The sequence below is a fragment of the Ruegeria conchae genome, from assembly GCF_000192475.1.
GTDB lineage: Bacteria > Pseudomonadota > Alphaproteobacteria > Rhodobacterales > Rhodobacteraceae > Ruegeria > Ruegeria conchae.
This window is the reverse complement of record NZ_AEYW01000012.1, coordinates 53,173-75,683: the sequence shown is the minus strand read 5'-3', so window position 1 is coordinate 75,683 and position 22,511 is coordinate 53,173. Positions and strand designations below refer to the sequence as shown.

The following is a 22,511-nucleotide window of genomic DNA, read 5'->3' as shown; positions in this document are numbered from 1 at the left end:
TAAGCTGCAGCCCAGTCCATTGCAAGAATTGTGAAGTACCGCCGCCGTAAATTCCAGCTGATCTGCGTGTCTTGTTCAGATCTCAGAAAATATCACTCGTTATTAATCAGGACAGGTTTGTCCATTGCACGGCTTTTGACTAAAGAGAGACAGGTTTGGAAGAGAGGATGATGAGGGAATTTCTGGATCGCTATATTCTGCGCAAGACAATCCGGCGGTTTCAGCGGACAGAGCAGTTGGCCGACCAGTTGGCTTTGCCCAAGCTTAGGCGTCAACGCGATGAGGCGCGGCAATTGCGGGGGCAGCTGGAACGGGTCATCCAAATTGCTGATAATCGATTGATCCAGCCGCGGCTTGGCTCTGATCAATTTCCGAAACCACTGGGAACCGACTGGTCATGGCGCCCAGATTTTTGGCGTTTACCTGCATCGCGCAAGGGACTGGCATCCGCACCGCGTAAGGCGAAGATAGATGGGCAAGTAACCTTGTTTCACGACTGCTCTTTGAGCGAGATTGGATTGCAGCAAACCCGCAATCGGCGGGAAAAGGACTTAGCACCATTTAGCCTGGCGATAGAGATCTTTGATTTTCAAGGGTCATTTCTGTCGTTGTCCATCGAGCTTCCACCAGATGCCGCCGTTGGATTGACTCGTCAGCACATGATGCGGGTGGACACTGTGATTGAATCCGAACGCCCGACAACCGTCTTTTCCCGACTCAACATCCAACATGGCCCCAACTCCGAGCAGGTTCTGCGCGAGCTCGATCTTTCGACGCCAGAATGCTCGGTCGATTTCGATCTGGCACATCTAGAATTGCACGAACGTCGGATTGAAAAACTCTGGCTGGACCTGATTATTGATCAACCTGCAATGAATCGTGTGGTTTTACGCGATTTGACATTTTGCCGCCATCACAGGGCAGATCTTTAGAGGCACATGATGACGCAAACAAGCTTAACCCCAATTAGTTTTGAGAACGCTGTATGGGAAGGTCACCTGAGCAGTGAAAGTACTCCTCAGGTTGAAGTGCAGTATCTGGGTGAGCAATTGCCAGATGTCGAACTGATACCCGATGATGAGGGGTGGATATTGCGCATTCCAGTACCGTCTTCCGCCGTTTCCGAAGGTGTGCAGTGTTTCTTAATCCGTGACACGATAACAGGTGAGAAGTTGGGTGAATTTACCGTCATTGCCGGATCTCCCGCTGCTGATGATCTGCGGGCCGAGGTTGCGTTACTTCGCGCTGAACTTGACATGTTAAAGAGCGCGTTTCGCAGATCTCAGGCATCTTAGACCCGGCTTTGACGCGATCACTAACAGCCATGCGCGATAAAATTCTTTCATTTCAGCGTTGTCCGTGCATCATTGAGGCTTACCGTCATCAAGTGATGAGGGCATGGATCGCAAGAGCATCATAAAAATCATCGCCCTGATGGTGACGGCATTCGGTATCGGGATCGATTTCACCGGGGCCTTGATGCTGGTGCCCGCAATTGAAAGCAGTTTTGACGCAGACATAACCAGTACCCAATGGGTTCTGAATATCTACGCCCTGTTTTTTGCCATGACGATGGTGGCCGGTGGTCGCTTGGGTGACATGTATGGCCATCGCAGGATGATGATCATTGGCCTTTCGATTTTCTTGTTTGCGTCGATTTTGTGCTTTGTCTCGCCCGGATTGGACTATTTGATCGGAGCGCGCGCGTTGCAGGGGATAGGGGCAGGTTGCGTCTGGCCATGCACTCTAGCATTTGGTGCGACCAAAGTTGCGAAAGAGGAACACCGCGCGCTTGTTATGGGATTAATTCTAGCCGGTGTTACCACAGGCAACGTCTTCGGCCCAATGATCAGCGGCGCAGTGGTCAACCTGGGTGACTGGCGGCTATTTTTCCTGGCAAACGTAGTGTTCTCCTGCGTTTCAATGGCCACAGCCATCCTACTGATGGAGCGTGAAACCGAGCATAAGAAAGGGGAGCATATCGATTTTGCAGGTATGGGCATCCTGTCATTGGCGGTATTGTTACTGCTTTACGGCTTAGACGTAGGGGCCGACTGGGGCTGGACGTCGCTACCTCTCATACTGCTGTTTTTTGTCAGCGCTGTATTGTTTTTCTTGTTTCCGAGGGTCGAAAAGAGGGTCAAGGAACCATTGCTGCTGCCTCAGTTAATGCAGAATCGAGAGTTTCTGATCACCCTGGGTTTGAACATGTTCAACGTCTCCGCCGCTTTCGTGGGGTTGTTATATTTTCCACAGTATATGCAGAAAGTTCTTGGGTGGTCTGTCTTTCAATCCGCGTTGGGTCTGGCCCCGCTGACGGTCCTGTTGGCCGTTGGCTCGATTGTCTCGGGCACGCTTTACAATGACTTCGGACCCAAACGATTGCTCTTTTGGGGATATGTCTGTTCGACACTCGGCGCAGCAAGCGTGGTCGTAATGCCTGCCAGCGCCGGATATCTTCAGATATTACCGGGAATGGCCCTGATTGGATTGGGTGCAACGCTGACAGTTGGTCCGTCAGGCACAGCAGCTGTATGCGCAGTCAAGCCCGAACGCGCCGGTCTGGTCGGCGGGCTGAGTTTCATGACCCATCTTGTCTACGGCGCAATATCTGTCGCCTGCGCGACTGCGGTCATGTATGTATCCAGTCTGCAAAGCCTGAAAACTGGGCTTGCGGCTGCAGACATTGATATGTCTGACACCGATCAAAAGGCAATTAATGGTGGGACGCTGACCACAGAATCTGCAAAAGCGGTAATGCAGAAATTAAGTTCGGATGAAATCGAAAAAGTTAAGTCTGCAATTACCGCAGCCTTTGACACCGGAATGAACATGGCCTTTGTCTTCGCCACTTTCTCAGTCGCGGTAGGAATTATCCTTGCCCTGATGCTGGACGAGAAAAAACTGCACAAGATCGAAGAATAAAGCTGAATAATTTGGAGGTGGGGCCGCCTATTGCGGCCCCACGACTATTATTGCGAAGGTCCGGTTGGGTTGAATGCCGAAAGACCTTTGAGGATGTCGATTGCATAGGCCAACTGGTAGTCTTCTTCCCGAAGTTCTGCTGTCGCTTCAGCTTTGGCCCGGTCCTCTTCAATCTGGCGAATCTCGTCTTCGCTCAGGCTGTCATTGTTCAGGCTACCACGAAGATCGGCCTCAGACCGGGTGCGGGCGTTTGCATCGTCCTCATCTTCTTCATCGGGTCGGTTACGGGGTTGCTCGACGATGATGTCCGGGCTGACGCCAAGCGCTTGAATCGAACGACCCGAGGGCGTGTAGTAGCGAGACGTAGTTAGACGCATCGCGCCATCGCCGCGAATTGGCATTACCGTTTGGACTGATCCTTTGCCAAAGCTCTTAGTGCCAACCACAATCGCACGATGGTGATCCTGCAGTGCGCCAGCCACGATTTCCGAAGCCGACGCTGAGCCGCCGTTTATCAGCACAACAATAGGCTTACCACCGGTCAGGTCACCGGGTGTGGCGTTAAACCGTTCACCGTCTTCCGGATTGCGACCACGGGTCGAAACGATCTCACCTTCATTCAAAAACGCATCTGAAACCTTGATAGCCTGCGTCAGCAAACCACCCGGATTATTCCTCAGATCCAAAACGACACCGTTTACATTTTCGATACCACCCGCCTCTTCAATTTGTTCTTCCAACCCTTCCTTGAGGTTTGGGAAGGTCTGATCATTAAAGGTTGTGACACGCAGCACCACACTGGTGCCTTCAGTGCGCGCGCGGACGGCTGTCAGTTTGATTGTGTCGCGCACGATCGTAACATCAAAGGGTTCCTGCTCACCTTCGCGCACGACTGTGATAACGATCTCCGACCCTACCGGGCCACGCATCAAATCAACCGCTTTATCCAGAGTCAGGCCAAGAATACTTTCGCCATCGACATGGGTAATGAAATCACCTGCTTCGATCCCGGCCGCGTCTGCCGGGGTATCATCCATGGGCGAGACAACTTTGACAAAGCCTTCTTCCTGCGTGACTTCGATCCCAAGACCGCCGAATTCGCCTCGCGTTTGCACTCGCATTTGTTCGGCGTCATCAGGCGACAGATAGCTGGAATGCGGATCAAGCGAGGTTAGCATCCCGTCAATCGCCGCTTCGATCAATTCATCGGATTCGACTTCTTCGACATATTGGGCGCGGATACGTTCGAAAATATCGCCAAACAGATCAAGCTGCTCATATACTCCAGCCTTGTTTTCGGCCTCTTGCGCCAACAAGGGCCCCGCAATCTGTGTGGTTGCGATTAACCCCGCCACGGTGCCGGCCAGACCGGCGATCACAAATTTCTTCATACTCGTTTATCCATCCTTGTCCGTCCGGAACCATAATTCCGGGTCCACTGGGCTGTTATCTTCTCTTACCTCTATATAGAGCGTTTCTGACCGATCAGTTCCAGTGCCATCACCGCTTGTTGACATAATAGCGCCGATTCCCGGGGTTTCACCCGGCATTAAACCCACTGGAGTGCCTTCCGGGATCACCTCTCCCGTATTGCCATACACCTCTTGTAAACCCGAGAACACAAAGAGCAGCCCAGATTGAGGCTCAAGGATCACTAGGTTCCCCAGATCCAGCAATGGTCCTCGGTAGCGGATCGTTGCGGCTGTGGGTGACGTTACCAATGCGCGAGGCCGCGTTCCCAACACAAGACCGGCGCGCGTAACGCCAGCCGCATCTGTTTCCCCCGATCGGTGAAGAATGACCCCTTTGGTGGGTAGGGCGATATGGCCTTTCTGATCCGCGATATCGGCGTTTGTATCTGCGATTTCGCCATCGGAAATCTCAGACAATCCACTGGCAAACCCGTCCAGCGTTTCGGTCGAAGATATCAAAATAGCGGTGCGCACGGGATCTTCGACAAAGCGGCGCGGTAGGTCAGTACGGTCCGCAATAGCCTCGCTCAGTTTCGTACGAGCATCTTGCACCCCCGTCAGACCTTTTGTCAGGGTATTGGCGGCATTCTGCTGGAGCTGGCGCAGCGTTTGGACTTCTTGCAAATCGGCTGCAAGATCCTGGGCTTGAGTGTTCAGGCCAGGCGTAACCTCTGACAGCATCATACCCGTTCTAGCCGCTCCCAATGGGCCGGAGGGGTGCAGCATCAGTACCGGTGGCGCGGTGGTCTCGATAGTCTGCAGAACACCAAGCAGCTGCGCCACCTCCTGTTCCCTCACCTGAAGTTCCGCCGTCAATTGCGCTTCTCGTAGGGCCGCACGACGCAGGCCGTCACGCATCGCGGTCAGACCAGCCTCGTACGCCTGAAGCGTTTCGGTCAGCGCTTTGACCCGATCACGTGCACTGTCAGCCTCGGTCAGAGCTATCGAGGCTTGCTCAAGCATCTCCGCCGCCTCTAGCGCCGCCATAGACGGGTTAGTTTGCGCATTGACAGGCGTCGACCAAATCAACACTGATATGAGGACCGGTCGAATCCTCATGTCAGCAGACTTTCTCCAGTCATTTCTGTAGGTTTTGGTAGTTCCATAAGTTCCAGCAGCGTTGGAGCCAGATCGGCCAGACGCCCATCGCGCAGGGTTGCATTTTCGGGGCCGCCAACCAATACAACTGGAACAGGGTTCAAAGTATGTGCGGTGTGCGGACCGCCGGTTTCCGGATCAACCATCATTTCACAATTGCCATGATCAGCGGTCACGATCATCGCGCCACCCACCTGCTTTAAGGCAGCTACGACTTGGGCCAATCCCTGGTCGACCGCCTCGCAAGCATCAATCGCAGCCTGCAGATCACCGGTATGACCGACCATGTCGGGGTTGGCATAATTTGTGACTATCAGATCATATCCGTCATGTATTGCCTCGACGAATTTACTGGTCACCTCGGCCGAGGACATTTCGGGTTGCAGGTCATATGTCGCCACTTTGGGCGATTTGGGCATGAAACGATCTTCGCCCTCTTCGGGTTGTTCTATGCCACCGTTTAGAAAAAAGGTCACATGGGGGTATTTTTCAGTTTCGGCCAGCCGAAACTGGCGCAAACCCTGTTTCGCAACCCATTCGCCCAGAGTATTCACGATGTCCCGCTTAGGAAATACGGTCGTCATATAGGCATTGTGGCCGTCGGAGTATTCGACCATGCCAAGCAAAGCCGATAACTGCGGGCGCGGGCCAGTGTCAAAATCTGCAAAACCTGGTTCGCCAATTGCGCGCAGTATCTCGCGGGCGCGGTCGGCACGGAAGTTCAGACAGAAAAATCCGTCACCGTCCTGGATGTCCGAGTACCCGTTGACCACCGTGGGCGCGATGAACTCGTCTGTCTCGGATTGGTTATAGGCGTGATCAACAGCCTCATGTGCCGAGACCACGGTACGCCCCTGCCCTTTGACAATCGCGTCATAAGCCTCAGAAACGCGTTCCCAGCGATTATCACGGTCCATGGCATAGTATCGCCCGCAGACCGTGACGATCTTTGCCCTTTCGGGCAAACGATCTTCGAGCTCCGCAATGTAGATAAAGGCTGATTTCGGCGCCACATCGCGCCCGTCTGTGATGGCATGCAACGCAACTGGAACGCCGGCATCGGTAATGGCTTTCGCAGCGGCTACGATGTGATCAAGGTGTCCATGTACACCACCATCCGAGACCAATCCCATCAGATGGGCTGTACCACCTGTTGCTTTCACCTTGGCGATAAAATCTTGCAGTGCTTCATTGTTGGAAAAAGAACCGTCTTCGATCGCCAGATCGATCTGGCCCAGATCCATCGCAACCACGCGCCCTGCCCCAATATTGGTGTGACCGACTTCGGAGTTTCCCATCTGGCCGCTTGGCAGGCCCACATCCGGCCCGTGCGTAATCAGTTGCGCATGTGGCCCTTCCGCCACGAGGGCATCAAAGGTTGGCGTGTTTGCCAGATATGGCGCATTGGCTTTGGTGTCATCGGACAGCCCCCAACCATCAAGGATACACAGAACAACGGGTTTGGGGGCGGTCATGAGTGCTCTCCGATTTCGGCGTCGCCATCTTCTACCCCCTGCCCGTGCAAGGTTGAACCGTCTTTTGAAGCTACAAGAGCAGAATTAATCTGATGTGTAGTCCCCAAAGGGCCGTGCCTTACGGTTGCGATACTTCACAGTCAGCTCGAGCGGCATATCATTTTCGTCATAAATGCCGATCACGATGCCAGTCCCGCCGCTCGATCCGCGCATGTTTAGCAGTTGCTCTTCGGACCGGGTGGTACGCTGCGACGGACGGCGGGTCCAAGCAAACAAGTGGTCATACAATTCTGCAATGATGTCTGCGTGCTCTGCACTATTACCCAGATCGGTCAGCTCATTTGGATCATTCTCAAGGTCGAACAAGAGCGGGCGATAACCACCCTCGCAATGGATCAACTTCCACTTCTCGTTCGCGACCATAAACATGACCGCATCCCGAACCGAGACATTCAGCTTCTGAGCTATTGGTGATGCAGAGTAGTCATATTCGCAGATTGCCACATCGCGTGGCGTGCTATCGGCCTGACCGTGCAAAATAGGCAGCAGCGAATGCCCTTCGAGGATGTGGCCTGCGGGCTCCCCGCCAGCAATCTCAAGAAATGTAGGGGCCAGATCGATGGACTCGACCAGTGCGTCACAAGTGGTGCCGCGCGTGGAATCAGCCTCGAACGATGGATCGTAAATGATCAGGGGCATTTTGGTTGAAGCGTCGTGGAAAAATGTCTTCTCGCCCATCCAGTGATCGCCCAGAAAATCCCCGTGGTCCGAGGTTAGCACGATCATGGTATCCTGCATCCGCCCGGTTTTCTCCATCCAGTCGAACAGCCGCCCCATCTGGTCATCGGCTTGCTTGATTAGGCCCATGTAAGCAGGGATAACGGCCTCGCGTACGTCCTGACGCGAGAAAGTTTGGCCAATTTTCGTGTCCATGAATGCCTTCAGCACCGGATGCGCATTCTGGCGTTCTGACTCAGACCGAACCACCGGCAGAACGTGCTCGGGACCATACATCGATGCATAGGGTTCCGGCACAATATAAGGCCAATGAGGCTTGATATAGCTGAGATGACAACACCAAGGGCCGTCATGAGAACCCATGAACTCCATCCCACGGGTGGTCAGATATGGGGTTTCACTGTCTTCCTCGGCAATATTGGCCGCCTCGGAGGAGTTTTTCAGAAACCACCCGGACAGTACATTACCATCCGCATCCAATCCCGAATTGGCAAAGTCGTGCCAGGGGTTGTCGCTCTCATACCCTTTGTCCTTCAGGTATTCGTTATACTTCTTGGCCCCATCCGGATCGTAAAAACCATCTGGTCCCTCGGCCCGCAATCCATCGTCACGCTCGAACACGTCAAACCCGCATTCAGCCACGCGCGCACCAATCACACTGTCGGGCTCCAATCCCAGCCGGGCCATGCCTTCGGCATCCGCGGCCATATGGGTCTTGCCGACCAGCCAGCAATCCATCCCCGCCTTTCGCAAGTGATCACCCAAGGTGATCTCTCCGACTTTCAGCGGGATATTATTCCAGGACGCGCCGTGCGAATGCACATAGCGACCGGTATAGGTCGACATGCGCGAACTGCCACAAATGGGGGACTGAATGTAAGCGCGGGTAAACCGCACGCCCCTCGAAGCGAGCCTATCAATGTTTGGCGTATGGAGATGTGGGTGTCCGTAGCAGCTGAGGTAATCCCAGCGCAATTGGTCGAACATGATGAAGAGGACGTTCTTGGCTTTGCTCATGCCAAGAGGACTATCCTAGCCTTCCATCTGTTGCAGCATCTTTTTTGCACGCTTGCACTGCAACTGATCACGCAGGGGGCTATCGGGGTCGATATCCTTTTGACAAACCACACATTTGTCAGCACCGGAAATTGCATTCAAGCCACCGCAGCTGCCTTTGATGGTCTTACCCATTAGCATCACGCCCAACGACATCCCGACCATGATGATCAGTAACAATACGAATGCCAGAATAAAGGTGCTCATAGCGGTGCCTACCGATCAGTTGGTTCCCAGCGCATCCTTGAAAGCGCTGCTTTGTACGGTGATATAGGCTTCTTCCCCGCTTGTCACATCGCGCGAGATAAAAAACACGGCAAGTTTATTCTTTTCCGCGATTTCCATTCCTTTTTCCTGACCAAGTGCCAGCATCGCTGTCGCCCAGGCATCTGCCATCATCGCATCATCCGCCAGAACCGTGACGGAAGTGGTGCGATGAGTGATCGGCCGTCCCGTGACCGGGTCGATAATGTGCGAGTAACGCACACCGTCTTGTTCAAAGAAGTTCTTATAATCACCCGAAGTTGCCATCCCCAGATTATCCAGCGGAACGATTAGCTGGATGGCTTGTGTGCCAGCTTCGGGCTTTTCGATACCAATCCGCCAGCTTTCGCCCTTGTCGTTCTCACCCATGGCCACTAGATCACCACCAATCTCGACCATATAGTTCTCGATACCAGCGTCGCGCAGCTGTGCAGCAACCGCATCGATACCATAGCCTTTGGCAATCGCAGACAAATTGATCCCCACTCCTGCGTCTGATTTCGCAAGTGTGCGGGCCGCACTATCCAATATCAGTAGGCGGGCCTGACCCACCTGAGCCAACGCTGTTGCAATTTCAGCATCGGCAGGAACCGGGTCTTCGGGTTTGCGCGGGCCGAATCCCCACAACTCGATCAGCGGACCAAGGGTGACATCGAACGTACCACCAGACTTCTCATGCACCTCGTTTGCGGCTTCGATCACGAACGCAAACTCATCTGAAACCGGCATTGGTTCTGTGCTGTCTGAGGCCGAGAAGGTCGAAACCTCGGAATTCGGGTCCCAGTTTGACATCTTTGCGTTAACTTGTGCCAGTGTCTCCTGAACCGCCTGACCCAGTGCAGCTTCGTCCAGATCATCGCCGATAGCGGTAATGTTGAACGTGGTACCCATAGTCTCGCCAGACAGGCGCACCACATCAGGTTCCTTGTCAAACAGGCAAGCCGAAACGAACAACAACGAAGCCAAGGCAATCAACGGGCGCATGGGGCGATCTCCTGCGAGTAGTCTTGCCCGGCATATGCCAGCGGCCCTGTTCAGAGTCAAACCGGCGTCAGATCTTGAGCGGCAAAAACGCAAGGGCAAGAAGCCCAATCGTGGCTGGCACACCAAAGATCCATGCGCGTTTTTGCCAGCCTGAGGGTTGTTGTTTCCACACCATGCGGAAATTGTGACCACAGACAACGACAACAAACAAGATCAACGCAGCAACCGGCGGGGTCAGGTAAAGCTCGCTCAAGAACTTGGAACTCCTTGTAAAGTAGTCCGGTACTTCGGTTTTCGAATTTGCACCTATACAGCGCCTATCCCTGCGGTAAGGTAGAGAATAAGGACACTACCTGTGAAAGAGGAGACCGCCCATGGCCCCAAGCTCTTACCAGCCCCCGACCCGTGGCGACAAGGCCGCGAAGGCGACTCGCAGTCAGTCAGTTGAAACAAACCTGTCGCACACACAGACAACGGTTTCAAAACTGCTGGAAGGCAAAGGGGATGCTGTTTTTTCTGTACGACCCAACGATACGATCCATTCAGTTGTAGATATCTTACGGGAAAAGCGCATTGGTGCGGTTGTGGTCACGGATCAGAATGGTTCGTTGCAAGGGATCCTATCTGAACGTGATATTGTTCGCCGAATGGCGGAAACACCCGGTCAGACATTGCCTCAATCTGTGGCCGACCTGATGACGACTGAGGTCAAAACCTGTAGCCCAGACGACTATCTGAACGATGTGCTGAAAACTATGACCGAGGGTCGCTTCCGGCACATGCCTGTTTTAAGTGACGGCAATTTGCGCGGCGTTATTACTATCGGGGACGTAGTCCATTTCCGATTGAAGGAACTGGAATATGAAGCGCTTAGAATGAAACAGATGATTGTCGGCTAACTCTTAAGCCAATTCCCAGTCGATTCCGGTGTGACTCGCCGAGATAAATCGGACAGAACCGGGTGAGATTTCCGCGGCAGTCAGTCGGTCGGTGACGAATGCACCGGTGTCGATAGAAATGACGTCATTCTCAATCATGGGCTCGTCGACGATCGTATGCCCATGCACTACCCACTGCCCGTCTTTTCGACGTTTCTTACGAAATTGCGGGTGTCCCCAGAGGCAGGTGCTGTCTTGCTGTCCGTCGACCAGCTGCGACGGGTCAAGCGCAGCGTGAACAACGGTCACATTGCCACTTGTCCAGGTCAGCGGACGATCAAACAGCCAATCCACAAGGGATTGCCCCATCGCACCCCGAAGCGCTTCAGCGACGGCATCTGGATCAGAGAGTTCAATATCTGTCAGGTCAAATGAGGCCAAGGTCTGGGCACCACCATTGTGCAGCCAAACACGCTCCCATTTTCTTGGATCATGTAGAAACCCAAGCAACATGTCCTCATGATTGCCCTTAAGGCAGATCGCTTTCTTTTTCGAACGTGTGTCGAGGTGATGCAACTGACGCAACACCTGTGCGCTGTGCTCACCTCGATCAACGTAGTCGCCAACAAACACTGTGGGACAATCATCGTCCAATGCAGGCAAAAGCATCTGCAGGAGGTCCAGCCTGCCATGAAGGTCGCCGATGGCATAGAACTTCTCTGTCGGTGCCAGTGAGGATGTGCCTATTACCTGATCAGGTAGCGCTTGGGACGCAAAAAGCCTTTTGATCCATCCGGTTAGCATATCGCCTGTTACCTTCTGAGACAAAAACGGCGCAGCATCAGTCGAAAAATAGGGCACCGGAGTGCCTTTTGACTGATCAACTCTGAGAAAAAAATCGGTTCCAAAGGATGGAACCGATCAATACTGTCTATCCGCCGAAATCGTCGAGCATAATGTCTTCGCGATCCACGCCCAGATCCAGCAGCATGTTGATGACCGACTGGTTCATGATCGGCGGACCACACATGTAGTATTCGCAATCTTCAGGTGCGGGGTGGTTCTTGAGGTATTCTTCGAACAGAACGTTATGGATAAAGCCGGTGTAGCCTTTCCAATCGTCCTCGGGTTGGGCATCCGACAGAGCGACGTGCCATTCGAAATTGTCGAACTCTTTGGCCAGAGTGTCGAAATCCTCGACAAAGAACATTTCTTTCTTCGAACGCGCGCCATACCAGAAACTGATCTTGCGGTTGCGGTTCTCAAGACGTTTGAGCTGGTCAAAGATATGACTGCGCATCGGGGCCATACCAGCACCACCACCGATGAAGACCATCTCTTTCTCGGTCTCGCGAGCAAAGAACTCACCAAATGGACCCGAGATTGTGACTTTGTCGCCCGGTTTCAGGTTGAAGATATACGACGACATCTGACCCGGCGGGATACCTTCGGACCCCGGAGGGGGCGACGCCACGCGGACGTTCAGCATGATCATGCCTTTTTCATCCGGGTAGTTGGCCATGGAATAGGCGCGTTCGATCGGTTCGGCGACGACGGATTTGTACTGCCACAGGTTGAAGCGATCCCAATCCTCGCGGTACTCCTCTTCGACGTCGAAATCCGTATAAGCCAACTGGTGCGCGGGCGCTTCGATCTGGATGTAACCACCGGCGCGGAAGTTCACATCTTCGCCTTCAGGCAGGTCCAGTGTCAGGGCCTTGATGAAGGTTGCTACATTCTCGTTCGAACGAACGGTGCATTCCCATTTTTTGACGCCAAAGACTTCTTCAGGAACTTCGATATCCATGTCCTGCTTGACGGCAACCTGACAAGATAGGCGATCACCGCAAGCCGCCTCACGCTTGGTGATATGGCTTTCCTCGGTGGGCAGGATAGATCCTCCGCCCGAATGCACTTTAACACGACATTGCGCGCACGTCCCGCCACCGCCGCAGGCCGATGGGACAAACAGCTTCTCCGCCGCAAGCGTTTGCAGCAGTTTGCCTCCTGCGGGAACCGAGATAGTTTTCTCGCCATTGATGGTGATGTTGACATCACCGGTCGACACCAGCTTGGATCGGGCCGCCATAATGATGGCCACCAGCGCCAGAACGATCAGGGTAAAAAGGATTACGCCAAGGCTAAAAGTTTCCATTGCGCCCTCCTTACAGTTTCACGCCCGAGAAGGACATGAAGGCCATTGCCATCAGACCTGCGGTGATGAAGGTGATGCCCAGCCCCTGCAGGCCATCTGGAATGTCCGAATATTTCAGCTTTTCCCGAACACCTGCCATTGCGGTAATTGCCAGCGCCCAGCCAAAGCCCGAAGACAGGCCATAAGTCGCGGCCTCGGCAAAGTTATAGTCGCGTTCAACCATGAACAGCGAGCCGCCTAGGATGGCGCAGTTCACTGTAATCAGGGGCAAGAAGATACCCAGCGCGTTGTAGAGTGGCGGGAAGTACTTATCGAGAACCATCTCAAGGATTTGCACCATCGCGGCAATCACGCCGATATACGAGATCAGACCAAGGAAAGTCAGGTCCACATCCGGGAAACCCGCCCAGGCCAGCGCACCCGGTTTCAGCAGATAACTGAGCAACAGGTTATTGGTCGGCACAGTGATCGCTTGCACGACCATGACCGAGATACCCAAACCCAGTGCAGTCGAAATCTTCTTGGATACGGCGATGAAGGTACACATCCCCAAAAAGAAGCTGAGCGCGAGGTTTTCGACAAAGATCGCCTTTACGGCCAGAGAAATAAGCCCTTCCATCAGTGCGCCTCTACCTGCTGGATTTTATATTCACGTTCTTCGACCTGGTTCGGCTTCCAGGTGCGGAAAGCCCAGATCAGCAGGCCGATCACGAAGAAGGCCGAAGGCGGCAGCAACAGCAGACCATTCGGTACATACCAGCCGCCATTATTCACAGTTTGCAGGATCGTCACGCCGAACAGGCTGCCCGAGCCAAACAGTTCGCGGATGAAACCAACCAACATCAGGATCAGACCATAGCCGAGGCCGTTACCTACACCGTCGATGAACGAAGCAATCGGAGGGTTCTTCATGGCAAACGCTTCGGCCCGCCCCATAACGATACAGTTTGTGATGATCAGGCCAACAAAAACCGACAGGGTTTTCGATATCTGGAAAGCATAGGCCTTAAGGATCTGATCCACCAAGATCACCAGTGAAGCGATGATCACCATTTGCACGATGATCCGGATCGACCCCGGAATCTGGTTGCGCAACATGGAGATGAACATTGACGCGAACCCGGTCACGAAGGTCACTGCCAGCGCCATAACGAAAGCAACCTGTAGCGATGAGGTCACCGCAAGTGCGGAGCAGATGCCCAACACCTGCAGTGTGATCGGGTTGTTGTCGACGAGCGGATCGATCAACAGCTCTTTCTTGGTCTGGGACATCATAGATCTCCTGCTTGCAGTTTGGCCAGGAACGGGCCGTAGCCCGCATCGCCCATCCAGAATTTTACCAGGTTATCAACACCGACAGAGGTCAGCGTGGCACCAGCCAACGCATCGACATAAAAATCGGCACCAGCTGCGGGCTGAGATTTGGCGACTGTGATCTGCAGATCACCCGCATCGTCCCGCAGTTTTTTACCGTTCCACAGCGCTTTCCAGCGTGGGTTATCCACCTCGGCACCTAGACCCGGGGTTTCACCATGCTGATAGAACTGAAGGCCGTAGATATCGTTGCCGTTATTCTCCAAAGCAATAAAGCCATAGAGCGTCGACCAGAGGCCATAGCCATGCAGCGGAAGGATCACCTTTTCCAGATCACCGGCATCATCGCGCAGCAGGTAGATGACGCGATACTTGGCCTTGCGACCGATCCCGGCCGGGTCATCGTCCAATGCAACGCTTAGTTCCGGATCACTGGCAGCAGCGATATCATCAAACGTGGCAGGATCGAACTGGTCGTCCACGAAGTCACCAGCGGCAAGATCCAGTACATGCGGTTCAAACGCGGCGAAGGCTTCGGTTACATTTATACCGGGTTCATAAACACCCGCGACTTGCAAAACATTGACCTGCTTGTCCTTCAGCTTGTTCGCTTCCTGCACAGGGCGCAAGCTGACCGCAGCGGCTGATACGACCATCGACGCAACTAGGCATACAGCCACAGCGACGAAAATCGTCTTGCCAACAGAATCCGGCGAGGCCGCCAGAAACTTGGCAATCGCGCCTTTAGGTTCTTGGGATTGCGGATCAGACATGGCGACGCGCCCTCCGTTTGATATTTGCCTGGACGACGAAATAGTCGATCAGCGGTGCAAAGACGTTTCCGAACAGGATCGCCAGCATCATGCCTTCGGGGAAAGCCGGGTTCACCACACGGATCAACACAACCATGACACCGATCAGCGCCCCGTAGATGTAACGCCCAACATTGGTGTGGCTGGCAGAGACGGGCTCGGTGACCATAAAGGCCAGCCCGAAGGCATACCCGCCAAGTACGATGTGCCAATACCAGGGCATGGCGAACATTGGATTGGTGTCCGACCCAATCACGTTCAGTAGCAGGGTAAAGCCGATGGTTCCGGCCAGACATCCTAAGATCAATCGGTAGTTCGCGATCTTGGTCAGAAGCAGGAAGCCCAAGCCGATCATACAGGCCAGTGTCGATGTCTCACCGAAACTTCCTTGGATGGTGCCGTAGAATGCGCTGGACCAAGTGATGCCTTCGGCGGCCAGAGCCTGAACCCCCTCGGCTGCAGAAACAGCTAGGGCAGTGGCGCCGGAAAACCCGTCAACAGGTGTCCAAACCGAGTCGCCAGACATCTGAGCCGGATACGCGAAGTATAGGAACGCACGGCCCACAAGCGCGGGGTTGAGGAAGTTCTTGCCGGTCCCGCCAAAAACCTCTTTGCCGATCACAACACCGAATATGATGCCCAGAGCCACCTGCCACAGTGGTGTCGTTGCCGGCATGATAAGCGTGTAAAGCATAGAAGTAACAAGAAAACCCTCGTTTACCTCATGGCCCCGCACTGTCGCGAAGATCACCTCGAAGATACCGCCAGCAACCAACGTCACAATATAGATTGGCAGGAAGTAGAGCAGCCCGTGCGCTACATTGGCAAAGATACTGGACGGGTCCAGCGAGATGCCGAACATCTGCAAAAGGGCGATCCGCCAGCCTGTGGCCGCATCAGGTCCAAGCGCGGCAATTGCCGAGTTCGCCTGATAACCGGTGTTCCACATCCCCCATAGAATGCAGGGGATCGTGGCGATCACGACATAGGTCATGATCCGCTTCATATCCACATAGGACCGCGCGTGAGGGGCGACGGAGGTTACGGTTTTCGGAGTGTAGATGAAGCTTTCTACCATCTCGTAGATGGGAAAATACTTCTCGTACTTACCGCCTTTGGTAAAGTTCGGCTCGATCCGATCAAAGAAGCTGCGCAAACCCATTCGGCTCAGCCCTCCTTTTCAATCTTGCTAAGGCAGTCGCGCAGCGCCAGCCCGTATTCATATTTCGCCGGGCAGGCAAAGCCCACAAGGCCCAGATCTTCTTCGTCCAGCTCTAACGCACCAAGCGCTTGGGCGGTATCGGTATCCATCACCAACAGAGCGCGCAGCAGCTGTGTCGGCAGGTAATCCTGTGGCATCAGCTCTTCAAACGTGCCGGTCGGAACCATTGCGCGTCGTCCACCATTCAGATTGCTGGTAAACGCATAAAGCTTTTTGGCAAAAGCAGACCCCAGGACCGGCTGAACGGCAAATTTCGACGGCATGGGGAGAATCCAACCCATAGTGATCTGGTCGGGATCTTCGCGGATGATGGTGATCTGACGTGCAAAACGACCGAGATACGCAGTCGGGCCTTCAGCATGGCGTCCAGACAGGATCGAACCCGATATGATCCGAGCGGCTCCATCGACATTGACCTCATCACGGATCAGATCGTCAGTTGAGGCGCCCATGACCGTACGGATCAAACGTGGTTGCCGCGCACCCGGTCCGGCCAGTGCGATCACAACATTCGGATCAAGGTGGCCGGATTGCATTAGGCGTCCGATGGCAATCACGTCTTGATAGCCAATTGTCCATACCTGCTTGTCAGCGGCTAAAGGCTCTAGAAAGTGAATATGTGTCCCGGCCAGCCCGGACGGATGCGGGCCCGAGAAAGCCGCTGCCTCAACCTTAGGAAGATCAGCACCTGGGATGGCTTCTCCATCTTTGTAGCAAAGATAGGTTTTTCCTTCAGTCAGATGTGAGATTGCGACCAAACCTACCGTAAAGGCCTCTGATGCATCGGCGATTACCACGGCAGCATCTGCAGCCAGTGGATCGCTGTCCATCGCGGTGACAAAAATCGCTGCTGGTGTTGTCCCCGGTTCGGGCATCTTCGAATAGGGTCGCGTGCGGAAAGAAGTCCACAGCCCGGCCGCACACAGCTTGGCGGTGATACCAGCGCCTGAGACCGCATCACCAACGCCCGAGAAATCAACCCCGGTATCATTGACGTCGGATATTTCGATCACGACGCTTTGAAGAACACGCCGCGCACCACGGTTAACGGCAACAACTTTCCCACTCAACGGTGCGACCATCATCGCCTCTGGCGCATCCTTGTGACAAAACAGCGGCGTACCGCGCTGAACATCATCCCCTTCCTGAACCAACATGCGGGGTTTTAGACCTAGATAGTCCCCCCCCAGAACGCCAACACTGGAAAACTCAGGCCCCGGTTGGATGTTTTGCTCGGGCGCGCCTTCAATCGGCAAATCCAACCCTTTTTTTAGTTTGAAAGTTTGCATGTCGCTACGTTCTTCCAAGCCTCTGTCCTGCGCCTGCTGCTTGCCACCTTACAATGATGGCAACAAATATCACGATTTTTCCGATCAGTCCGGTCGCAAAAGCACTACAAACCGACCAGAATCCGCAAGCGTAATTCCGATCAAAGCTCCTTTACGCGGGGATGCACGCAAACGCAAACCTGTTACCGCTCTATTTCGAACCGGAAATTCACATTCTTATGATTCAGTTTCACATTGAGTGGATTTTTGCCCTCAATTTGTATGTCGCACCTAATGTTCATCCGGTGTAAGCAGCCTGAATGAAAGACGAAGATGATCTCGAGATATTTTTGGTCGCCACGCCCGGCCTCGAAGCGCCTCTGTATGCGGAAGCGATCGAGGGGGGATTTGGTAGTCCGCAAAAACTCGCGGGTGGTGTTGTTTGCCGTGGGGGCTGGCGTGAAGTCTGGCGTGCCAATCTTGAGCTAAGGGGTGCCAACAAAGTTCTGGTACGGCTGGGCAGTTTTCCCGCAGTCCATTTGGCGCAGTTGGACAAGCGGGCACGCAAGTTCCCTTGGGCCAAGTTCCTGAGACCCGATATTCCGGTAAGGGTCGAGGCAACCTGCCGTAAATCACGCATCTATCATGACAGGGCGGCCCGCCAACGTATTGAACGCGCCATTTCTGAGACACTTGGCGCGCCGGTCTCATCTGATGCCACTGTTCGTGTGCTCCTTCGGATCGAAAAAGATATTTGCACTCTGTCGCTGGACAGTTCCGGTGAGCCATTACACAAACGCGGCCACAAACCCGCCATTGCCAAGGCTCCGATGCGTGAGACCATGGCGGCCATGTTCCTGCGCGAATGTGGTTATGATGGATCTGAGCCGGTCTTGGACCCGATGTGCGGCTCGGGCACGTTTGTTATTGAGGCTGCTGAGATAGCGCTTGGTCTGATGCCGGGAAGATCACGTAAGTTCGCTTTCGAGAACTTTGCCAGCTTTGACCACGATGCTTGGCACGAGTTGCGCAAGCGGACTCAAACGCACGAAACCGAGTTGAAATTCTTTGGTTCCGATCGGAATGAGGGCGCAATTGAAGCGTCGCGTTCGAATGCAATGCAGGCCAATGTGGATCAGATAACCCAGTTTCAGCACCGTTCGGTCAGTGACATCAAACCTCCCACCGGGCCGACGGGGCTGATCATCGTGAACCCCCCTTACGGGGCCCGCATCGGTGACGAAAAGCGCTTGCGATCACTATATGGCAGCCTTGGCAAGGTACTCGCCAACCGTTTTCACGGCTGGCGTGTGGGCATCGTCACCACGACACCTGGACTTGCTCGCGCTACGCGCCTGCCTTTGCTCCCGCCCGGTCCGGTCGTCGATCATGGCGGAACCAAAATTCGGCTGTTTCGCACTGAGCCATTGAAGTGAGATGCGGTCCAATTCCCACTTGGACTTGTTGCGACGGTCGCCATTCTGCCCCCGTGGTTTACCCTATACCGATCTCAGAAATCCTCTTGCACATCCAAATCGCGAGGTATAGATCACCCGCCACGGTCGGAGTGTAGCTCAGCCTGGTAGAGCACTGTCTTCGGGAGGCAGGGGTCGGAGGTTCGAATCCTCTCACTCCGACCATATATTTCATAAATTACAATATCTTATAGCCAAGTCGATTGGTTTGCTGCGATGGCTACTGATGCGGGGCAGCACCGGGGCAGCACCAAAATAGGCCGTTTAAGTAGGAAAAAAGTCTTGCGATGCACCGACCCTCAACGTTGGCACTTCTGCAATTAGGGAAAGCAATGCCTCAGTGACGCTCCCTATTGCTGAGCTATGGAACTGCTTCACGGTCGCTCCGAATTATCGTCATCAAGTTTTTTGTAAGTCGCAATTTGGTTTAGAATTTCAACAAGATCTTCGGCCAGGCCTACCTCAGATGCTATGTCTTCAAGTACTGACCTATATTCAGCGATGACCTCTCGCGTAGATTCTCTCTGGCCGACATCAAACCAAGGATCCCCAGTTTTTTTATGTATCGCCTGATTGCAGCATCAACCAATGGATCACTTACCGTCGCCCCTCTGTTGCTAATTTTCTTTACACTTCTAACGGACAACAATTCATTACTCCTATTTGTCGACTACTAACTTCGGCTAACAGAAAACTGCCTCAACCATTAGAAATATCACCATCGAATGCAGTCTTTTCGTACTCGCAATGCGGTTCCGCATGCTTTTCAGCAACGAGTGTTGACGAACCGTCGGAATAGTATTTCTGACCCCAATATTGCATGCAGACATCGTATGGTGTGGCTGGTCGATCCTTCATGTACCAGAAGACCGCGACAGCACCCCAAAACAAACCAAATAGAAACGCTAATAATTCGTTCCTAGGCATCCCCGCCTCCTTATTGAGAAGCTGCTGTATGCCACTCCGCGATCGCGTCGTGCATCATCCAAGCCGACGGCGCCGTACACTTGGGCTCGGTTTCGCCATCTACGGTAAAATAGCACCACTCCTCATCGTCCATATACCATGTTCCAAGGGCTTCGCCGTCTACGAGGAGCACGTCGCCACGTAATTCGTCGTTGTGGTAGCCGCAAACTATGATGCCATGGCGGATTTGGGCCCCCTCATCGACCAAACTGGCTATCATCTGAAACTGCGCGCGCACGGCCGCCAAATCTGAGCCCGAAACTCGACCGACCTCAAATGAGTTGTATTTAAGCGTGCCTGTATATTGGTTTTCGACCTCGTCAGCTTCAACTTCGCAGGTCAAATTTCCGTGCGTTTCGGTTGCTATGCCCAATTTTAAACACTCCTGATTTCGAACGAATTCGGCTTACCTACTGTTCAATATGAATAACAATTCGTCGTTGACCCAACTGTGTTGCACCGAACCCGCGTGCTCTGCGGGATCAGCAAAGCCGGGTTCACAACATCCGGACCACGGAATGCAAATGTAGGCATTCGCCCGTCAGACTTCCCGCAAAGGAAAGTCAACTGATACCAGGTGACAGGGCCTGGCATGATATCGGCAAGCAATCCGCCGGCGTGGCTATCGCTGTCGATCACTTGGTAGCTGCCCTTGCAGTGCTGGCCTGCCTTCTTCATGCACTTAGCAGAGTTGGTCTTGCATTTTACCTGATTGAACGTCACGCCGCTTGGGCTGGAAATAGCCTTTACCTGTTGTGCGGCCGCGAATTGTGGAGCCGCAATCAGCACGGCGGCCAGAAATACCAAAACTCTCATGTTATCCTGCTTTCGAATGCGCAATAATTTTCTTCTCAAAGGTTCAACCTAGCCACAATACTTGGCCCGTCTGAGCCGTGATTTAGATGCGGGTGTCTCTAAATGCCTGTATCGGCCACCAGAGTACCGGGCGCAGTCTAAAGCGTGTCCTGCGGCGATAACGGCGGCACTAAGGTTCCCACCGTCGACATAGCAGGTGCCGATATGACGGTCTCCATTCATCTCGCCGGTCAGATCACATCGCACTGATTTGCCTTGCAGATAATCTATCATCCACTGCTTGCCTTCCCGCCCCTCTTGGGTTTCGAGCTCGGGTGCATCAACGCCTTCAAAGCGTACGGGCGTTCCTTTCCTCCCATTGAGAACAATCGTATCAGCGTCGCGAACATGGATATCGGAAGACACAATTCCGTCAGAACCGCAGGCGGTGAGCAAGGCAATCAGGCAGACACAACGTTTCAAGATGGTTTTCCTTGCTTGGTGGCCTCGGTCCGACGTTCTGCGCGCTGATCCAACTTCTTGTTCACCCACCAGGTAAGCACTTTACCAATTGAGATTCCGATGAACACACAAAGCACCAAAACTAGGATGAGTTCAATCACTGGCAAGTCTTTCAAAAGCAATTATCGATATACAGCTACGCCGCTACACCCGTAGGAGCAACCCATTAGCACTAAAGGAATATTCTTCCTTCTTCCCAATGATGACGTGGTCGTGAATGACAATGCCCATAGTATCGCAGGCGTCCTTTATACGTTCGGTCATGACAATATCGGAGTTACTTGGCGTTGGGTCGCCAGATGGGTGATTATGGACGAGGATGAGCGAACTAGCGTTCAGTTCCAGAGCTCGTTTCACGACTTCACGCGGGTATACCGGTACGTGGTCAACGGTGCCCCTAGCCTGTTCCTCATCAGCAATCAGAACATTCTTCCGATCCATGTAGAGAACCCGGAATTGCTCAACCTCGCGATGCGCCATTGCGGTTCGGCAGTAGGTCACCAAGTCTTCCCACGACGACACAACATCCCGCTTCATTATCTGTGCCTGCGCCATTCTGTGCCCGAAGGCTTCAACAACGCGCAGGTGATAGAAAACCCAGTCGTTTGCCCCATCCACCTTGAGAATGCGATGTTTTGATGCCGCGATAACACCGTTTAGGTCGCCAAACTCTGCAAGCAGGCGCTTCGCCAATGGCTTAACATCGATCCTCGGGATTGCGTTGAATAGCAACAATTCCAAAAGCTCATATTCTGGCATTGGATCGTGACCGCCTTTGAGAAAGCGTTGCCGCAGTCGCTCACGATGTCCCCAATAGTGAGGCCGGTTAGCCCCGTCGTCGTCTTTAATCAGGCCGCCACCAGCAGCATTCTTTCGTGAAAGTCGGTCTCGATAGACGTATGACGGCGGATGTGCAGGTTCGGTGACGGCGTCAGGTGGAGGAGAACGTGCGTACAGCTCCTCCAATCCCTTCAATTCTTCCTCAGAAAAGCCACCTTGCCCATCATGCTTAACTAGCTTGCCGAACCTCTTCTTATCGCGGCCTATGGCCTCTTTCAGGTTCTCCAATATCGCCGACTTTTTCACCGCTAC

At 53.6% G+C, this 22,511-nt stretch carries 25 protein-coding genes and 1 tRNA gene; 6 read left to right on the top strand and 20 right to left on the bottom strand.

All coding sequences use genetic code 11. The features are described 5' to 3' along the window. Positions 1-170 precede the first annotated feature (170 nt). From G7G_RS0110850 to G7G_RS0110840, 3 genes are all read left to right on the top strand, one after another. On the top strand, positions 171-932 hold the full coding sequence (locus G7G_RS0110850; protein ID WP_010441365.1) for a DUF6478 family protein: 762 nt from the start codon (positions 171-173) through the stop codon (positions 930-932). A gap of 6 nt (positions 933-938) precedes the next feature. Then, on the top strand, positions 939-1,295 hold the full coding sequence (locus tag G7G_RS0110845) for a hypothetical protein (protein WP_375154072.1): 357 nt from the start codon (positions 939-941) through the stop codon (positions 1,293-1,295). Between the two features lie 103 nt (positions 1,296-1,398). Continuing rightward, positions 1,399-2,925 (top strand): MFS transporter, encoded by a 1,527-nt coding sequence (locus G7G_RS0110840; RefSeq protein WP_010441361.1) that lies wholly within the window; start codon positions 1,399-1,401, stop codon positions 2,923-2,925. Between the two features lie 47 nt (positions 2,926-2,972). On the opposite strand, the gene G7G_RS0110835 is transcribed toward G7G_RS0110840, so the two are convergent. From G7G_RS0110835 to G7G_RS0110805, 7 genes are all read right to left on the bottom strand, one after another. Beyond that, positions 2,973-4,316 (bottom strand): S41 family peptidase, encoded by a 1,344-nt coding sequence (locus tag G7G_RS0110835; RefSeq protein WP_010441359.1) that lies wholly within the window; start codon positions 4,314-4,316, stop codon positions 2,973-2,975. Between the two features lie 6 nt (positions 4,317-4,322). Continuing rightward, entirely contained in the window at positions 4,323-5,456 is a 1,134-nt protein-coding gene (locus tag G7G_RS0110830) for a murein hydrolase activator EnvC family protein (protein WP_010441357.1), read from the bottom strand. Then, on the bottom strand, positions 5,453-6,970 hold the full coding sequence (gpmI, locus tag G7G_RS0110825) for a 2,3-bisphosphoglycerate-independent phosphoglycerate mutase (RefSeq protein WP_010441356.1): 1,518 nt from the start codon (positions 6,968-6,970) through the stop codon (positions 5,453-5,455). The genes G7G_RS0110830 and gpmI overlap by 4 nt, the downstream gene beginning before the upstream one ends. An 84-nt stretch (positions 6,971-7,054) precedes the next feature. Then, entirely contained in the window at positions 7,055-8,725 is a 1,671-nt protein-coding gene (locus tag G7G_RS0110820) for a sulfatase-like hydrolase/transferase (RefSeq protein WP_029621924.1), read from the bottom strand. A 15-nt stretch (positions 8,726-8,740) separates the two neighbouring features. After that, a complete protein-coding gene (nqrM, locus tag G7G_RS0110815; protein WP_010441352.1) occupies positions 8,741-8,971 on the bottom strand; it encodes a (Na+)-NQR maturation NqrM in 231 nt (76 codons plus the stop codon). 15 nt (positions 8,972-8,986) lie between these two features. After that, positions 8,987-10,012, bottom strand: a complete 1,026-nt coding sequence (locus G7G_RS0110810; protein WP_010441350.1) for an FAD:protein FMN transferase — start codon at positions 10,010-10,012, stop codon at positions 8,987-8,989. A 67-nt stretch (positions 10,013-10,079) separates the two neighbouring features. After that, the gene (locus G7G_RS0110805) at positions 10,080-10,265 is read right to left on the bottom strand and encodes a hypothetical protein (protein ID WP_010441349.1); all 186 of its coding nucleotides are present in this window, start codon (positions 10,263-10,265) and stop codon (positions 10,080-10,082) included. Between the two features lie 121 nt (positions 10,266-10,386). On the opposite strand from G7G_RS0110805, the gene G7G_RS0110800 reads away from it, so the two are divergent. Beyond that, positions 10,387-10,911 (top strand): CBS domain-containing protein, encoded by a 525-nt coding sequence (locus G7G_RS0110800; RefSeq protein WP_010441346.1) that lies wholly within the window; start codon positions 10,387-10,389, stop codon positions 10,909-10,911. 3 nt (positions 10,912-10,914) lie between these two features. Here G7G_RS0110800 and G7G_RS0110795 read toward each other — a convergent pair whose 3' ends face one another. From G7G_RS0110795 to G7G_RS0110765, 7 genes are all read right to left on the bottom strand, one after another. Continuing rightward, complete coding sequence (locus G7G_RS0110795; RefSeq protein ID WP_029621920.1) at positions 10,915-11,718, bottom strand: metallophosphoesterase family protein; 804 nt, start codon at positions 11,716-11,718, stop codon at positions 10,915-10,917. A gap of 103 nt (positions 11,719-11,821) precedes the next feature. Beyond that, the gene (nqrF, locus tag G7G_RS0110790; protein WP_010441342.1) at positions 11,822-13,045 is read right to left on the bottom strand and encodes an NADH:ubiquinone reductase (Na(+)-transporting) subunit F; all 1,224 of its coding nucleotides are present in this window, start codon (positions 13,043-13,045) and stop codon (positions 11,822-11,824) included. A 10-nt stretch (positions 13,046-13,055) separates the two neighbouring features. Beyond that, complete coding sequence (gene nqrE / locus G7G_RS0110785) at positions 13,056-13,664, bottom strand: NADH:ubiquinone reductase (Na(+)-transporting) subunit E (protein ID WP_010441340.1); 609 nt, start codon at positions 13,662-13,664, stop codon at positions 13,056-13,058. After that, positions 13,664-14,317, bottom strand: coding sequence for an NADH:ubiquinone reductase (Na(+)-transporting) subunit D (locus G7G_RS0110780; protein ID WP_010441338.1), 654 nt, complete (start codon positions 14,315-14,317; stop codon positions 13,664-13,666). The genes nqrE and G7G_RS0110780 overlap by 1 nt, the downstream gene beginning before the upstream one ends. Further along, a complete protein-coding gene (locus tag G7G_RS0110775; RefSeq protein ID WP_010441336.1) occupies positions 14,317-15,132 on the bottom strand; it encodes a Na(+)-translocating NADH-quinone reductase subunit C in 816 nt (271 codons plus the stop codon). Before G7G_RS0110775 ends, G7G_RS0110780 begins: the two co-directional genes overlap by 1 nt. Further along, positions 15,125-16,333, bottom strand: coding sequence for an NADH:ubiquinone reductase (Na(+)-transporting) subunit B (locus G7G_RS0110770; RefSeq protein ID WP_010441334.1), 1,209 nt, complete (start codon positions 16,331-16,333; stop codon positions 15,125-15,127). The genes G7G_RS0110775 and G7G_RS0110770 overlap by 8 nt, the downstream gene beginning before the upstream one ends. 5 nt (positions 16,334-16,338) lie before the next feature. Further along, a complete protein-coding gene (locus tag G7G_RS0110765) occupies positions 16,339-17,682 on the bottom strand; it encodes a Na(+)-translocating NADH-quinone reductase subunit A (protein WP_010441332.1) in 1,344 nt (447 codons plus the stop codon). A 299-nt stretch (positions 17,683-17,981) separates the two neighbouring features. Here G7G_RS0110765 and G7G_RS0110755 point away from each other — a divergent pair, with 299 nt between their 5' ends. Then, positions 17,982-19,097 (top strand): THUMP domain-containing class I SAM-dependent RNA methyltransferase, encoded by a 1,116-nt coding sequence (locus G7G_RS0110755; RefSeq protein WP_010441331.1) that lies wholly within the window; start codon positions 17,982-17,984, stop codon positions 19,095-19,097. Between the two features lie 127 nt (positions 19,098-19,224). After that, positions 19,225-19,301, top strand: a tRNA-Pro gene (locus tag G7G_RS0110750). A 534-nt stretch (positions 19,302-19,835) separates the two neighbouring features. Here the strand turns inward: G7G_RS0110750 and G7G_RS0110745 are convergent. From G7G_RS0110745 to radC, 6 genes are read right to left on the bottom strand one after another with little or no spacing between them, the layout of a single operon-like run. After that, a complete protein-coding gene (locus G7G_RS0110745; RefSeq protein WP_010441329.1) occupies positions 19,836-20,063 on the bottom strand; it encodes a hypothetical protein in 228 nt (75 codons plus the stop codon). A gap of 10 nt (positions 20,064-20,073) precedes the next feature. Next, on the bottom strand, positions 20,074-20,475 hold the full coding sequence (locus G7G_RS0110740; protein WP_010441327.1) for a hypothetical protein: 402 nt from the start codon (positions 20,473-20,475) through the stop codon (positions 20,074-20,076). Between the two features lie 44 nt (positions 20,476-20,519). Further along, positions 20,520-20,918 (bottom strand): hypothetical protein, encoded by a 399-nt coding sequence (locus G7G_RS0110735; RefSeq protein ID WP_010441326.1) that lies wholly within the window; start codon positions 20,916-20,918, stop codon positions 20,520-20,522. Positions 20,919-20,966: 48 nt separating this feature from the next. Further along, positions 20,967-21,380, bottom strand: a complete 414-nt coding sequence (locus G7G_RS0110730; RefSeq protein ID WP_010441325.1) for a thermonuclease family protein — start codon at positions 21,378-21,380, stop codon at positions 20,967-20,969. Then, positions 21,377-21,520: a hypothetical protein gene (locus tag G7G_RS24675; RefSeq protein ID WP_010441324.1), complete on the bottom strand. Its 144-nt coding sequence runs from the start codon at positions 21,518-21,520 to the stop codon at positions 21,377-21,379. The genes G7G_RS0110730 and G7G_RS24675 overlap by 4 nt, the downstream gene beginning before the upstream one ends. A 43-nt stretch (positions 21,521-21,563) precedes the next feature. Further along, positions 21,564-22,505 carry a RadC family protein gene (gene radC, locus G7G_RS0110720; protein ID WP_010441323.1) on the bottom strand — a complete coding sequence of 314 codons (942 nt, stop codon included), beginning with the start codon at positions 22,503-22,505 and terminating at the stop codon, positions 21,564-21,566. Positions 22,506-22,511: the final 6 nt, after the last annotated feature.